8 protein-coding genes are annotated in these 15,133 nt (G+C 63.4%); 3 read left to right on the plus strand and 5 right to left on the minus strand.

Annotated elements, in window-relative coordinates:
- Positions 1 to 184 precede the first annotated feature (184 nt).
- Both ACR9Y2_RS30355 and ACR9Y2_RS30360 read left to right on the plus strand, forming a co-directional pair.
- Complete coding sequence (locus tag ACR9Y2_RS30355) at positions 185 to 1,081, plus strand: hypothetical protein (RefSeq protein WP_435045628.1); 897 nt, start codon at positions 185 to 187, stop codon at positions 1,079 to 1,081.
- Between the two features lie 679 nt (positions 1,082 to 1,760).
- A complete protein-coding gene (locus tag ACR9Y2_RS30360) occupies positions 1,761 to 6,251 on the plus strand; it encodes an SBBP repeat-containing protein (protein WP_435045629.1) in 4,491 nt (1,496 codons plus the stop codon).
- A 22-nt stretch (positions 6,252 to 6,273) separates the two neighbouring features.
- On the opposite strand, the gene ACR9Y2_RS30365 is transcribed toward ACR9Y2_RS30360, so the two are convergent.
- From ACR9Y2_RS30365 to ACR9Y2_RS30385, 5 genes are all read right to left on the minus strand, one after another.
- Positions 6,274 to 8,772 carry an ADOP family duplicated permease gene (locus ACR9Y2_RS30365; RefSeq protein WP_435045630.1) on the minus strand — a complete coding sequence of 833 codons (2,499 nt, stop codon included), beginning with the start codon at positions 8,770 to 8,772 and terminating at the stop codon, positions 6,274 to 6,276.
- A gap of 153 nt (positions 8,773 to 8,925) precedes the next feature.
- Positions 8,926 to 9,957 (minus strand): aldo/keto reductase, encoded by a 1,032-nt coding sequence (locus ACR9Y2_RS30370; protein WP_435045631.1) that lies wholly within the window; start codon positions 9,955 to 9,957, stop codon positions 8,926 to 8,928.
- A 62-nt stretch (positions 9,958 to 10,019) separates the two neighbouring features.
- Positions 10,020 to 10,592, minus strand: coding sequence for a TetR/AcrR family transcriptional regulator (locus ACR9Y2_RS30375; protein ID WP_435045632.1), 573 nt, complete (start codon positions 10,590 to 10,592; stop codon positions 10,020 to 10,022).
- A 74-nt stretch (positions 10,593 to 10,666) separates the two neighbouring features.
- The gene (locus ACR9Y2_RS30380) at positions 10,667 to 12,061 is read right to left on the minus strand and encodes a M50 family metallopeptidase (protein ID WP_435045633.1); all 1,395 of its coding nucleotides are present in this window, start codon (positions 12,059 to 12,061) and stop codon (positions 10,667 to 10,669) included.
- A gap of 277 nt (positions 12,062 to 12,338) precedes the next feature.
- Entirely contained in the window at positions 12,339 to 13,916 is a 1,578-nt protein-coding gene (locus tag ACR9Y2_RS30385; protein ID WP_435045634.1) for an MSCRAMM family protein, read from the minus strand.
- Between the two features lie 377 nt (positions 13,917 to 14,293).
- Between ACR9Y2_RS30385 and ACR9Y2_RS30390 the strand changes: the two genes are divergently transcribed.
- Entirely contained in the window at positions 14,294 to 15,133 is an 840-nt protein-coding gene (locus ACR9Y2_RS30390) for a hypothetical protein (RefSeq protein WP_435045635.1), read from the plus strand.

Consider the following 15,133-nt stretch of genomic DNA (forward strand, 5'->3'; position numbering starts at 1 on the left):
GCTGGTTTTAATGTCCTCGTGCCCAGTGCCGGCCGACCTAACTGCAATAGCACAGTATTCTCCCGAAGGATGCGCTGAGGCCGAGCGGACGACGGCACCAGGAAAATGGTCGTGGTGCTGCCGAGCAGCTGAGCGGGGGCGCGATCACTCGGAGCCTGTAGCGGAGGAGTGTAGCTCATTGAGAATGAATAGCTTCCAAGTGCTCGTATGCGCGGTGTTGATGCAGCAGAGTGCCGGAGCAGCCATCCTCCAATCGTGGGGTTGGGTCGTAGATAAGGGGAATAAAAGCGAATATTACAGTTCGTATAACCCCAAAGCCGACGCCAGTTCAACGCTGCTGGATGGGGAGCAGATTGGAGCCGACAATGGGAGCCTGCTATCCGGCTCCGAGCATGTTTATGTGAATTCATGGGCTCAAGCCAGTCTCACCGGCCTGAAGACCTTCGCGGCTTTCGAATTGGAGAAGATGCAGCCTGGCAGTTATACGACGCCGACAACTCTGGCCTTGGCGACTGCGTATGCATTCTTCAACATGCAGATCAACAGCCCAAAGAATGGGTTCGTCTACTTCCTGCCTACTTACCGGCTGCACGGGAGTGTCAATACAGGGTCGGCGTTCTCAGGCACAGTGGCGTATTCGTGCGTTGTCTGGGGCACCCAGGTCTCAGCGGCGCCCTTCAACTGCAGGGGCAACGATGGAGCTTCGTACAGGTACATCAACGAATACATCACTGCGACACCTCACACGCTGACACGGGTACCGTTGAATACGCCCTTCCTCTGGTACACGGCGAGCCAAACGGGAGCGACGCTAGGGACGGAGGACACTGGGCTGACTGTAGACGGCTTCTACTATGGACAGGCAGAAGCAAACTTCTCCTCCACGGTTACCCTGGAATCGGTGCTCGTCCTGGATGAGAGCCTTCAACCGCTGCTCAATTTCAGTCTCTTCTCCTCCGACGGGCTGATCATCCCGATCGATCCAGCGAATTCCGTGCCAGAGCCAGGGACGTTTGGTGCAGCGCTGGCCGGGGCGTTGATGTTGGCCGGCTGGACCTGCCGGCGCCAATTGCAGAAATAGCACTGCTCCGAAGTAAGAATCAGCGTGGACTGGCCCGACTCGGGTAAAACGATCCGGAGTGATGTCGAGCCTGCGAACTGGCGGCCGTGCGAACCCAAAGCGACAAGGGGTAGTGGTCCACTGCCTGGTCGGGGCTCAATCCGGATGGCTGGCATTGGTTCGGCCGTCGATTCTCACCAGCGACACGGAAACCCCTGCCGCGAGGCTCGCGGGACGTCAGCCACGGACTGTGAACACGGCGCGAAATCCCTCAACCCCGACCAAGGGCTCGAGCAACAATAACGCAACAATTTCCGGAGCGCCGAGCGGCAACTGTTTTCACATTGTAAACGACGCCGTTTGCGCCGCGAAAACCTCAGAAGACCTTGTGTTTGCGGTGCCGGAATGGCCTATTCGATTCAATCTGACCCTCGAAGTGCGCGGCAATGTTGGCCCGTTCGGCCCTGCGTAGTATGGTAGATGCGGGAGTTATTATTTCGTGGGCGTTCCTAGTTTTGGTCTCAGGCTGGCGCATGGATTCTCCGCGTTCGCGGTCATATTAATTTCAAATTTCGCGATGGGTTTGCCGTTGGGGGCGAGTGACCTCGCTGCAGGCGATCCTGCCACCGCTTCCGCAGTCCCGCCTACCCGGACTCCGGACGGAACTACCAGCCGCCGCAGCCGGTTCCAGTTGCCGTTGATGTTTGAGCGGAATCAGGGGCAGGCCGCCAAAGGCACGCGTTTCCTGGCCCGGGCGCACGGCCGGACCATTCTCTTCGAGGACCGCCAAATTACGATGGTGGGCCCGCACAGCCGGGTCTCGCTCGTCTTCGACGGTGCGTCGGCGACGTCGCGGATTTCGGGGGAAGCCGCGTTGAAAACCCGGTTCCATTACCTGCCGGCCGCGGATCCCGCTTCCTGGATCCAGGGGGTGGAGACCTTTTCGAGCCTGCGTTATCACAACATCTATCCAGGCATCGACTTCCTGGTGCACGCCACGGGCGGGGCACTGGAATACGACCTGGTTGTCCAGCCTGGGGCGAACCCGCGCGCGGTCTCGTTCCGCTTTGAGGGCGGCGGCCGGGCTGGCCTGGCCGAGGGTGGAGTGATCCGGGTGCCGGCCGAGGATGGGGCGATCGTCCAACACCGGCCTGTCGCCTACCAGGAGAGCGGGAAGGGGCGGCGGGCGCTGGTGCAGGCCCGGTATACGCAGCAGCGGGATGGATCGTTCCGCTACCGCCTCGGCGGTTACGACGCGTCACGGCAACTGGTGATCGATCCGATTATCGCCTTCAGCACCTTCGTGGGATTCACCGCGCCGCAGACACCGGGTAACGAGATTCCTTCCTATTCCAACCAGTTCGTCGATCCCAATTACGACGATTTCACTCCCTTTGCGGTCGACGCCCAGGGCTACATTTATGTCGGCGGTACCGTCAGCAAGGAGGAGTTCCCGTTTCCGGTGCAGCACCTCAACCCCGGCCAGGGTAGCGGCATGATCTGCAAGGTCAATCCGGCGGACTCCTCCATCTCCTTCTGCACCATTGGCTGGAACCGCATTTCGGCCATTCGCGTGGACGCGGCCGGCAGCCTGTATGTTGGCGGCACCGGCTTCGTCGCCAAGGTGGCGCCCCAGGGAGACCAGGTGTTGTGGACGTACTCCACGGGCGACATCCGACCCATCGCGGGCCTGGCCGTGGATCCCTCCGGCGCCGTCGTGTTCGCCGGCGGTCTTGCCGGAAACCTCATCTATAAAGTGAAGCCGAACGGCAGCGGAGCCTTCACCCCCACAACTCTGGGCACGGCCTGGTATGACTGGGCGACTGCCATTGCAACCGATAGCCTCGGAAACATCTACGTCACGGGCAGGGTAGGCAGTGAGGATTTCCCCCGTACCGCGGGCATGGCTTATGAGATCGGCACTGGCGTCCACACCTATGTGGTCAAGTTGGACCCGGTGGGGCAGTTGCTTTACTCCTACATCCTGCCGCAGCATAAATCGCTGCTGCCGAAGATCCTCGATGCCGAGACGCTGCCCAGCGCCATTGCCGTGGACAGCAACGATTCGGCCTATGTGGTGGGCACCACCTCGGCTGCGGACCTGCCTGTGACCGCCGGTGCCCTGCAGCCCACGAATGGCGGCTCCACGCGGGAAGGCTTCGTCCTGAAGCTGAACGCCGCCGGCACGAGCCTGGACTACCTGAGCTACCTGGGCGGCGCGGGGAAGGATGATGTGACGGATATCGCTGTCGATGACGCAGGCAACGTCTACCTGACGGGCAGCACCCAGGGCGGCGGCTTTCCCACGAACGACACCACGGGTTCGCCGGCGCTGCCAGTGGGCTCCACGGCGGCGTTCTTCGTGCCGAAGACGAGCGGCGGCTACCAGCGTGCCACCGACGGCTGGGCGTCGCGGATCAATTCCATGGCCATCAACCCTGTAAACCCGCTGGTGGTTTATGCCAGTTCCGGCTACCAGGGCCAAGTGCTGAAGAGCACTGATGGTGGTCGCAACTGGTCGAATCTGCCGAGCCCTGGAAACGAATGGATCGACCGGATTGTGCTCGACCCCGTCAATCCCGATATCGTGTGGGCCGCTTCGACTGACAAGTTCTGGCGCAGTTTGGATGCCGGCGCCTCATGGGCGGCCGTGGCCATACCGCTGAACAACCTGAACGGGATGAAGGTGGATCCGGTGAACCCGGCGATTCGTTACGCGGTTGGGTTTGCCAACAACCGTCCGGCCGTCGTGCGCAGTTCGAACAGCGGCGCCACCTGGCAAGCCCTCGGACTGCTGGAGCCCGGTCATTCCTGCTATTGGTTTGTGTGTGGTGCGTCCGATTTGTGGATCAACCCGGCCAACCCTTCGTTCCTGGCCGCGGCGACCGATTCCGGCGTCTTTGAATCGACGAATGCGGGCCAGACCTGGACGCCTCTGGCGCAGATTCACGATGCGCAGATGGTGGACACGCGGTTCGATCCCACCAACTCCCAGGTAGTCTGGGGCGCGGGCTATGGCGGCATCCGCAAGAGCACCGATCGCGGTCACTCCTGGAGCACCGTGTACAGCGACTTCGGCGGTAGCGCCCGAGCCGTGATCCCCCATCCCCTGGGTGGTTCCGTGTATGCGGCGACAGGCCAGGACTACGACAACGTTATCGAGTCCAAGGACGGAGGAGCCACGTGGACCCACGTTGGCATCCCGGCCCCCGTCTATTGGGGCGTGGCCGAGCCGACGGAGGCCGGCAAGTACATTCTGGGCGGCGCGTCACCCTTGCACCCCTTTGTGACGAAACTGACGCCGGGTGGCGGGTCGTTCGTCTATTCCGGCTTCTTCGGCGGATCCCACGATGACCTCGGTACGGGTATCGGACTGGATGGCCAGGGCCGGGTCCATGTAGGCGGGTTGACCGCCTCGCCCGACTTCCCGCTCACCCAGGGCGCGCCGCAGACCGCCTTCGGCGGACAACGTGCTTGGTTTGTTGCCCGGTTGGCCGACGGCCCGGCCTCCTCGGTCAAAGTGCAGGTGACGCCTGCTGCGGTCACGCTCGGACTGGGGCAATCCCAGCAATTCACAGCGGCCGTCACTGGCGCATCCGACGGGGTGACGTGGTCGCTCCGGCCGGCCGGCGCCGGGACCATCAGCGCCTCAGGCCTCTACACAGCGCCTGCCGCCGCCGCCTCGAACCCCGTCACGGTAATCGCCACCTCGGTCCAGGACCCGACGCAGCAGGGCCAGGCGGCCGTATCGCTACCAAATCCAAGCCCTATCCTGAATTCGCTGGATAGGACAAGCGCCACGCCCGGCAGCCAGGGCTTTCATCTGACCCTCACGGGCGCGAACTTCGTGCCGGGCAGTGTCGTCCAATGGAACGGCGCTGTGCGCAATACCAAATACCTGAGCTCGAACTCCCTGCGCGCCGATATTTTCCAGGCGGATCTGGAGACTCCGGGGATTGTGCCGGTCACCGTGAACAACAAGGCCCCCGGCGGGGGCACGTCCGCGGCGCGGATGTTTACTATCCCCAATCCCGCGCCGGTGGCGATACGTCTCTGGTCCACCACCGGGATCGCCTGGAGCCCCGGAGAGCAGATTTCGGTGGCCGGGACAGATTTCGTGAGTTCCTCCGTCGTCCGCTTCAACGGGCAGGACCGGCCCACGACGTTCATCGGTTCCACTTTGCTGTTCGCTAGCCTGCCCGCCTCCGACCTGCTGGGCGCCAGCACGAACACGGTGACGGTTTACACGCCCGCACCGGGCGGCGGCGAGTCGGCGGCCCTCACGTACGTCGTGGTCGACGCCCTGCCTCGCACCATCGGTGTGACCCCTTATGCCGGCAGCGGCCAAGCGGCCTCGTTCCAGGCCAGCTACGCCTGGGGTTCGGACTATCGCCGGCTGCGGTGGGTGCAATTGCTGGTCGCGGCGGCTCCGGACGGTGGGCAGCTACCGTTCTGCTTCGTGCACTACGATACGGTGGGCAAGGGCTTCTGGATATACGGGGAAGGCGGTTTCTTCGAGGGTCCGGTGACGCCCGGCACCGCCAGCACGGCGCTGCAGAACTCGTTTTGCGCCCTAAATGCCCAGACCTCCATGGCGGCGGGCAGTGGAGGCACCCTCACGCTGAAGGCGGATTTGGTCTTCAAAGCCGCGGGCGCCCGCAATCTCTATCTGAGCGCGGGCAGTGCCGTTGCGGAAAACACCGGGTGGAAACACCACGGTTCCTGGACCGCCCAGGCGGCACCGCTTGGCGGCAGCCTGGTGCAGCCCGCTGCCGGTACGGGGTTGCAGCAGACCTTCCAGCTCACTTACAACGATCCGGTTGGATTCACGGGCACGCAGGGCGGCTGGCAGCAGTTTCTCGTCGCCGCGGCCCCGGACGGCGGCGGCCAGAGCTTCTGCTTCTTCCACTACGACCGGGCGGGCAACGGCATCTGGATGTATTCCAGCGACGCCGGATTCTTCCTGGGACCGGTGCAGCCGGGCGTAGCATCGAACGTTCTGGACAGTAGCGCCTGTTCAGTGAATTCCGCCGCCACCACACTGTCTGCTCAGGCCGGAGCGCTGCTGATCAATGTACCCATGACGTTCAAAGGGCCGATGTCCGGAGCGAGGAACCTTTACCTGCGAACCATGGATCCGTTGCGGCGCGATTCGGGGTGGACGCCGGCGGGCACCTGGACGATTCCATAGGCGCGGCTTCCGGTGCGGAAGCTCACTCCGACCGCAGGGCCTGGATGATGTCGACCCTGGCCGCACGAGCGGCGGGCGCCAACGACGCGGCCAGTGCGGCGGCCAGCAGGACACCGACGGTGCCGGCCACTGGCACTGCGCCGGGCATCCTCAATCCTGGGACATAGCTGCCGGCCAGGGTGGCCAGGACATAGCCGCCCACGGCTCCGGCGACGATACCGACCCCGGCAATGAACGCCCCTTGCGTCAGGACGCCCATGACCAGATGCCGCGGCTGGGATCCGATGGCAAGCCTGATGCCGAATTCGCGGGTTCGTCCGCTGACGGAGAAGGCGAGTACGCCACCCACCCCGACGACGGCGATGGCCAGGGCAACGGCGGCAAAGCCACCGAAGACCAGGGTGTTGAGGCGGTCTGGAGAAAGCACTTCGGTGCGAATGTCTTCGAGCGTGGCGGCGCGCTCCACCGGTTGATCGGCCGACATAGAGCGGATGATGCGGGTGACGGGAGAGATGAGGGAGTAAGGATTGCCCCGCGTGTGGATGAACAGATTGCCGGCCCAAAGCTGTTCCTGCGAAAAGGGGTGATAGACGGCGAAGGACGGACCGGGGACGACATTCTCGTCATCGACATCGGCTGTCACGCCGATGATGCGGCGAGGCTCAGTGCCGACTTCGATGAACTTCATCACCGGGTCGGTCCACGTCAGGTGATGGTTGATCGCGTCCTGGTTGGGGAACATGCGCTGGGCCAGGCTTTGGCTGACGATGACGACCTGCTCGGAGGTTTTGTGGTCAGATTCATTGAAATCGCGGCCGGCGATGAGGGGCACGCCGAGAGAGCTGAAATAGCCGGGCGAGACGGTGCGGAACCGGGCGCGCGGATCCTCTTCGCCTGGCGCCGGGACGCGGCCTTCCGCGGTGAAGCTGAAACCCGGGCCAAAATTGCCGCCGTCGCGCCAGGGCATGAAGGTGCCGAGGGCGACGCCGTCGACGCTGGGCAGGGCAGAGATTTGGCGGATGGATTCCTTGTAGAAGTTCAGCACTTGTTCCGGTGTTTTCCCATAGGACATGACGGGCACGCTGACGGTGAGTACGCGGCGGGTATCGAAGCCGGTCTGGGTGGATTGCAGCGCGATGAGTGTGTTGATGAGCATGGCCGCGCCGGCCAGCAACACGAAGGAGGCGGCAATCTGGGTGACGGCGAAGGCGCGCAGGCGGCGATTGGCGCTGCCGGTAATCCGGACGCTGCCGCTGGATTGTCCAATGCCACGGGAGGTGTCGCCCGACGGCAGGCGGGGGACGAAGGCCAGCGCCACGGCGGCGACCACGGCGAGAATTGCGCCGACCCACAGAATGCTGGAATCGACGGTCAGGTCGAGCGCGCGGACGGAGAAGCGGGACGCGTACTGGGCAAGAACGGCCAGCATGGGGGCGGCGCTGACGACGCCAAGGACCGCTCCGGCTCCGCAGAGCACGAGACTCTCGGCCAGCAGGGTCTGCCGCAGGGCGCGGGTGGTGGCGCCGAGGGCGGCTCGTGTGCAGAGTTCGCCTTCGCGGCGGACCGTACGGGCGAGAATCAGGTTCGCGACATTGGAGCAGGCGATGACGAACATCAGGATGGAGGCGCCGAGCAGGACCAGGAGGACGGTGCGGGCGCGAGAGGTGATCTGGTCTCGGAGGAGCAGTGCGTTGACCTGAAAGTCCGCCTTGGGGGAGTAGGCTTCCGAATGCTGTTTGAGCATCGAGCCGTAGACGACGCGCAGTTCCGCGCGAGCCGAGTCGAGATTGGCGCCGGGCGCCAGGCGGCCGAAGAGTTCGGTCATGCGGTGCACGCGGCCGGTGACCATGGTGGCGGAGAGGTGGTGGGGGCTGGTCACCACATTGGCGATGAGCTCTGTTTCGGCGGGGTAAGGGATGGCCGGCTCGAGGACGCCGACGATGGTGGCTGACCGCGTACCCAGGCGGATGGTCTTGCCCAGCACGGACGGATCGCTCTTCGTCTGGGTGGTCCAGAAGCGATGCGTAAGCACGCAGGCGCCAGCGGCGTTGGGACCGTCATCCTGCTTGTTGAGCAGCCGGCCGAGGACGGGGCGAAGGCCCATTACCTCGAAGAACGAACCGTCGACGACACCGGCGCGCACTTCCCGCGGGTCGCCCAGCCCGACCATGGTGAAGCCGATGGTGGAGAACTCTCCAAATGCATTCAGCGACTTGACGCCAGCGCGGAGGTCCTGGATCTCCGGCACGGAGAACGCAACATTGTCGGCGCCCATGCCGCGGGCGCTCTGCTGGATGTAGACCAGGCGGTCTTCGTCACGATTGACAAGCGGGCGGAGCAATACGCCGCGCACCAGGGTGAAGATGGCTGCGTTCGCGCCGATGCCGAGCGCGAGAGTCAGGACAACGGTTGCCGTCAGCGCCTTCGCGCGCGACAGGGAGCGGATTGCGAATCGCAAATCGTGCAGGAAGCTGGCGATTAGCTCGCGGGGTTGCCATTGCTTGTCGTCGTGCCCAGTCATAGAAACTCCTATCGATTCTACTGAGTCGTCGAAGCACGGCAACGGAATTCGACAGGGCGCTCGGATTTATTTCGATTTTGGGGGCTGTGGAGGCCAGGGTGGGAGTAGGGGGGACGGCCGGCGGTCGCCCCCCATGCTACGGACTGCGGAGTGTCAGGCCAGGATCTGGTCCCGCAGGCCGCCATAGCGGATGGAGCGGACCATTTCCAGGTCGAACATGCTGGTGGGGAAGCTTGGCTCGATGCGGGAAGCTTCGTCCAGGCGTCGCACCTGATCTTCGGAGAGGACCAGCGTGAAGCTGGCGAGATTGTCCTCGAACTGCGTGAGCTTGCGGGCACCCAGGATGGGAATCACCGGCACGGGACGGTGCTGGAGCCAGGCCAGTGCCACCTGGGCCATACTGCGGCCAACTTCGCCGGCAACGGTCTTCAATGTGTCGAGAATCCTGCCGGTGGAGGCCTGTTCCCGGGCGAAGTCCTTGAGCATGGCGTGATTCATGCGGCCATCGGCGGCCGCGCCGCCCTGGTATTTGCCGGTGAGTACGCCGCCCTTCAGGGGGGACCAGGCGGTTACACCGATGTTCAGGGATTTCGCCATGGGGATCAACTCGCGCTCAACGGTCCGTTCCAACAGGCTGTATTCAATCTGCAGCCCGACGAACGGGGTCCAGCCGCGCAGGTGGGCCAGGGTATTGGCCTGGGCGATCCACCATGCGGGTGCATCGGAAATGCCGGTATAGAGTATTTTGCCTGAGCGAACGAGGTCATCGAGGGCGCGCATCACCTCTTCGACGGGCGTGAGGGCATCCCAGATGTGGACCCAATACAGGTCGATGTAGTCGGTCTTGAGACGCTTGAGGCTCGCCTCGACGGATTGAACCATATTCTTGCGCTGGTTGCCGGCCGCGTTGGGATCTGTGCCGGGAAAGGCGTTGGAATACTTGGTGGCCAGGACCACGCTTTCGCGGTGGCCGTCCATGAACTCGCCCAGCAGGCTTTCGCTGGTGCCGTTGGTATAGACGTTGGCGGTATCGATGAAATTGCCGCCGGCCTGGCGAAAGGCGTCGTAGACCTGACGGGCCTCGTCTTTGCCGGAGCCCCAGCCCCAGTCTTCGCCGAAAGTCATTGCGCCGAGGGCGGCTTGGGAAACTCGCAGCCCACTGTTGCCGAGAAGTCTGTATTGCATGGTGATCGGGGATTCCTTTCTTCTATATGAATGCGTACGCACTCATGTAAGGTTCAAAAAAACTACTTGCGGGTGACACCGGCCCAAAACAACTCAAAGCCGTGGGACCGGTATTCCGCTGCCTGCTCGGGGTTGCGGCGCATGAACTCCATGGTCATGTCCGCCAGGGAGGCCAGCGCGCCGAGGAGGAAAGGCAGGGGCATATCCCGATAGAGCCGTTGAGCGACCGCATCCTCGGAGATTCGTTCGAACTCACCAAACGCAGCGCCCGCGGCCGCCTTTGACTCTTCGGTCAAGCCGCCCCAGACCTGAATCTGCCGCAGGACCATCTGTCCTTCGGGATGGTGCATGCCCCAATCCACATAGCCGTTCCAGACATGCTGCAGGCGGTGCCGCACGCTTTGCTTGCGAGGGAAGCCGGCCAGCATCGCATCAGCCAGTTCGAGTTTCAGCTCGCGGTAGAGCGCGTTGATCAACTCGTCCTTGGTTTTGAAGTAGGTGAAGAGCGAACCTTCGGCTATGCCGGCCTGGGTGGTGATCGCGGCGGTGGGCGCGCTTAAGCCGCGCTGCGCGAAGACTTGCGTGGCGGCGGCCAGGATTGCGTTGCGCTTGTCTTCGCTCTTAGGTTTCGCCATGTCAGTTCTGCTCTTTGACTGAGCATATACTCATTTATTGAGTTTGGCAAGGGTGTATGTGGCAGGAGTGCGGATCAGACAACGACGGCTTCGCGGCTGGTGATTGCTGGTGATGGGGAAACCTGTCGGATTGGGGCAAGGCTGGCGAGATCGGGCCACCAGAGTTCGGCCATCCAGCGGAAGTCCTGTTCGTCTATGAGGCGAAGACCGCTGGGCGGCGCCTGATAGACCAGGCTCCAGCCCTTGTGCCAGGCTGCACGTCCTGCTTCGAATTCGCCCCTGACTCCGTGAAGTGCCGCCAGGGCGCGCCAATAGTCTGATATGGCCTGATCCTTGAAGCGTTCGAACCAGCGCTGCGCTGCTTCCGCATTCGCGTTATAGAAGGCCTCATAAAAGGCGAGTTCGGGGGCGAACTGGGTGACGTCCTTTTGCGGCCATTTCGACTCATATTGATTGATCAGGTCGTAATAGCCGCGTGCCCGCTCAGTTTCTCCGCGAAAGCGGAGGTGGACGAAGGCGAGGAGAACCGAATGCGGGTCGCCGCTGGTGCCCGGTTCAATGCGGGCCGATTCTTCGACGAGGTGGGTGGGCCAATCCGCCGGCGAGAGGTCGGCGGTGATGGAAAGTCCCGTATAGAACTGAGCGATGATCCGTGTGCACCACGGGCCATTCAAGGCCAGTTGCCAAAGCCTGGCGCCATCGGAATACCCTCCATTGCTGGTACCCACGGGCAGCAGATTGATGACGGAATCGATGAGGCACAGGACTGCCATGGTGCCCAGCAGATCCCAGGCGGACTGCCAGGGCGAGTTGCGCGCGGTGAGGAACAACACGAGGCAGAGGGTCCCGGTGACGAACGAGGCGACTGGCCCGGCGGCGATGATAAACAGTGCGCCGGAGCGGATGCCATGTGCTTTTGAGGGCAGGGCCGCGGTCGCCCCACCCAGCAGTCCGGCCCACCCGAACCGCCATTTGCCTTCGAGCTTGGTGAAGGAGAACGGTCCGACACGGAACATGCGGACCTGAAATCCCGAGGCCCAGGCGCCGAGCGCGTGCCCGAGTTCATGGAAGAAGATGGAGAGAAGGATGGCCAGCGGCAGCGCGAGGATGCCTGTCAGTGGCCCCTGGGTGGAGGTCAAGCCGGACTGGGCGGCCAAGTGGTCGACCCAGCGGAATCCGGCAATGGCGAACACCCACGAGACCGTAAAGAATGCGCCTTGTGTGAACCGCGAGGTGCCATCGCCCTCCTTCGGGGTATGGTCGGGCGGACGTTCCACCTGAATCGCCTCGCGTTGTTTCCGGCGCAGAAATACGAGCAGGCCGGCGAGGGTCACAAAGGGTCCGATGGGGAGAAACAGAAGGTGGAAGATCGAAGCGGCCAGCGCCCAGCGTCCGGCGAACCTCCGGCCGCGTTTTATCTGCCACCAGGCCATCGCAGCCATTAAGCCAGCTACGAAAAAGTACGACATTATGATGCTGAGGCCGACCAATCCAGCCGGGGGATGGTTCGAGTGAGCGGCCTTCCACCACGCTTTTCCCAGGATTTGGAGACTGCCTGGAATCAGTAATATGGCAGCGAGGCCGAAATACCAATGTAATATGCGAGCCGGAATGCTCATCGATTTATCTCGTTAAGTCATGGTGGCCGAAAAGCAGGGAGGGGTTCCATCAGCAACTTACCTTAGAGGTTCTATAGAGACCTGACCTAGGCCGTGGCAGGCCGGTGGTGCCAGGCGGCTACGGTTCCTACCAGAGGCTGCCGGGGAGAGGCTTGAGCTCGATCTCGCTGAGCGTCCCGCGGCGGACGGAAAGGCGGGTTCCCCGGGTGAGCAGCGGCCGGACGAGCGCAGGATCAGTAAATTCGTCCGTATCCTGGGGCTCGTCGAAGGCGAAGGCGACATACTCGCCGGGCCGCAGGCTGCCAATCTCGAAGCGGCCTTCGGGATCTGTCCTGGCATATCGCACGAATTGTTCGTCCCAGAGGGATTCTTCGACCGGAATCAGGTAGACGTGGGCGGCGCCGAGGCGGCCGGCCGTGCCGCGCACCTGGCCGGGCCGGGGCTGGTAGACGATTCGGATGGGCGGGCTGCCTGGCCGCAGCTCCACCGCCCGCGTGAGTACTTCCTGATCGCCGACGTACACGGAGTCGAGATACCAGCCGGAGAGGAAGCCGACAGGGCGGATGCGATAGCGGCCGGGATAGATGGAGTCCCAGTGGAGGCTGCCGTCCTGCTTGTGGAAGGAGAGGGCGATGTCCGCTCCGCCATCTTCCGAGCTCATGTAGACACCACTGACGAGCCGGTTCCCATCCTTGTCGCGTGGTGTGTCGCGCTCGACGATGCCTTCCATGGGGAAGGGCGGAGCGAGCTCGAGGCGGAGCGCGGGGAGGTCCGCTTTGGAGACAGCGAGTTGCAGGCTGCCCTTGAGGGTGGCTCCGGCGCGGGCGAGGGAGGCGCGCAGGTTCCAATCGCCGGCGCGTACACCTTCGAGCTCAAAGCTGCCGTCCGCGCGGGCGGTGGTCTCATACTCCGCGCCAAACCAATGGTCAGCGGTGAAGAGTTCGAGGGACGCTCCGACGGCAGGCTCGCCGCGATCATCCACAACCATGCCTCGAAGGCGGTAGACCGGGACCTGGCGGAGCCGCAGGTCGTAGCCGTTGAGGTCCGTGCCGCCAGTGATGGTGAGCACCTGCGCCTCGGCCGGCGAGCGGCCCTCGGGGAAGAATGCCGGGGCCCAGGTGGTGGGGCTGCCTTCGAGGGGTGCGTCCTCGACAGGAGTGTAGCCGGAGAGTTTTCGCAGAGCCGCTCCGCGGCCGCCGGCGCTGAGCAGGTAGCGGCCGGGCGGCAATTTGTCGAGAACGTAGCTGCCATCGGCGACGGTAATGGTGGTGTAGCGGGGGCGGCCGCCACGGCGGCGGATCTCGACGGGTACGCCCGCCGCGGGCCGATCGGGGCTGAGGGTGACGCGGCCGGAGACGCGGGTGAACGGAGTAAGGCGGTCGGCGCACCTCGCGACTCCTGTGGCGACTTCAACCAGTTGCCGGTGCGGGACGAAGCCCGGCTTTGTGCTGGAGAGTTCGTATCGGCCTGGTTTTACGTCTTCGAATTGGAGCCGTCCATTCGCATCGGAAGTGGCGTGGAGTTCCGTATTCTGTCCTGGACCTGCCGGGCGGAGGAGGACCTGGACGCCGGAAACGGGTTCACCGGTGTGGGCGTGAGTGATGAGACAGGTGAGAGAGCCAGTCGCCTGGGCCGGGAGAACGGAAGGGAGGAAGCACCAAAAGGAGAAGAGACTGAACAGAAGCGAGGCGGCCCGGGTACGCATTGGGAGGAGGTTATCAGATATACAGCTGAAATTGAATGGCACGGAGGGGTTAGTGGCGCGACCCGGCGGAGGGCAGATTCTGCTGAAAAGGGCATCGTGGGAGAGGGCGGAGCTCCGCGGCGAGTTGAGTGGATTCCAGGTAATGTTATCCTTTGCACGTCATGATTGCGGTGGTTTTTCTGTATGCGATGTTGCTGCCAACCGGTGTAAGCCGGGTAGCTGGATTGCCGGATGCGGTTTCGAGACCCGCGGAATGCGATGTCGATTTTGCGGATTCTGAAAGAGGGTGGCTGGTCTGCGGCCTCTTCAGTCCGAGTTATCGGACAGGGGATGGAGGACGCAGCTGGCAGCGGCTCGCCTGGCCCGCGAAGGGACGAGTGGACCCCCATGCCCCTGGGCCCGTGTCTCCGGTGCGCTACCAGTTGCACGCGGGCGGGCACGGTTGGGTCGTGATTGACGAGACGGTGTATCTCACCTCCGATGCGGGCCTCAGCTGGAAGCGATTGTGTGCGATCCCAGTGGGGCCCTCGTTGAAGGACGGACGCCTGGAGTGGCTGACCGTTGGCAGGGATGAGACGACGGTGCTGGCGCGGGTGTTGACGCGGGATGGTCCCGGGCGGTTCGCCGAGCAGTTGCTGGTGAGTCAGGATGCCGGTAAAACCTGGGAGAAACGTGCGCTGCCATCGGGAAAGTTCGAAGTCATTCAGGAAGGGCGCGGTGCAGTGTTCTCTCTCTTCGGAAAGACAGCAGCGATGTATTCGAAGGACAAGGGTCGAACCTGGGCCGCCAGCCAGTTCTCCTTCGCCGGCGGGCATTCGGAACAGTTTTTGAGTGGAGCTCAGCCGCCAGTGGCAGTTGTGTCTACGGGCGATCTCCACTGGCTCTTGCAGGGAGATTACCTGTTTCGCAGCGATGATCAAGGGCGTTCGTGGTTTGAGTTGGCGCGGCCGACGCAGATCTGGCCCCGGACTCCCGGGCCAGGCCATACACGGATTCAGTTCCTGACGGTGGATCACGGCTACGCGGTGGGCGCTGATGGAGTCCTGAGGGAATCTGACGACGGAGGGTTCCAGTGGACGGCGATTCCGATGGCCGGGGAGCAGGTGGTCAGCTTATCGTGCTTCGACCTGACTACGTGCTATGCGATCACGCAGGGGCGGGGGCTGCTGCGAGTTGAGGCGGCGGGGATGGGCGGTCGCGGAGAAATGAATCATTGA

Source organism: Paludibaculum fermentans, from assembly GCF_051172195.1.
Classification (GTDB): domain Bacteria; phylum Acidobacteriota; class Terriglobia; order Bryobacterales; family Bryobacteraceae; genus Paludibaculum; species Paludibaculum fermentans_A.

Excerpts from the sequence above, each read along its gene's own strand:
- ACR9Y2_RS30355 (WP_435045628.1), top strand. The coding sequence starts at position 185 with ATGAATAGCTTCCAAGTGCTCGTATGCGCGGTGTTGATGCAGCAGAGT.
- ACR9Y2_RS30365 (WP_435045630.1), bottom strand. The coding sequence starts at position 8,772 with ATGACTGGGCACGACGACAAGCAATGGCAACCCCGCGAGCTAATCGCC.
- ACR9Y2_RS30385 (WP_435045634.1), bottom strand. The coding sequence starts at position 13,916 with ATGCGTACCCGGGCCGCCTCGCTTCTGTTCAGTCTCTTCTCCTTTTGG.
- ACR9Y2_RS30370 (WP_435045631.1), bottom strand. The coding sequence starts at position 9,957 with ATGCAATACAGACTTCTCGGCAACAGTGGGCTGCGAGTTTCCCAAGCC.
- ACR9Y2_RS30380 (WP_435045633.1), bottom strand. The coding sequence starts at position 12,061 with ATGTCGTACTTTTTCGTAGCTGGCTTAATGGCTGCGATGGCCTGGTGG.
- ACR9Y2_RS30360 (WP_435045629.1), top strand. The coding sequence starts at position 1,761 with ATGTTTGAGCGGAATCAGGGGCAGGCCGCCAAAGGCACGCGTTTCCTG.
- ACR9Y2_RS30375 (WP_435045632.1), bottom strand. The coding sequence starts at position 10,592 with ATGGCGAAACCTAAGAGCGAAGACAAGCGCAACGCAATCCTGGCCGCC.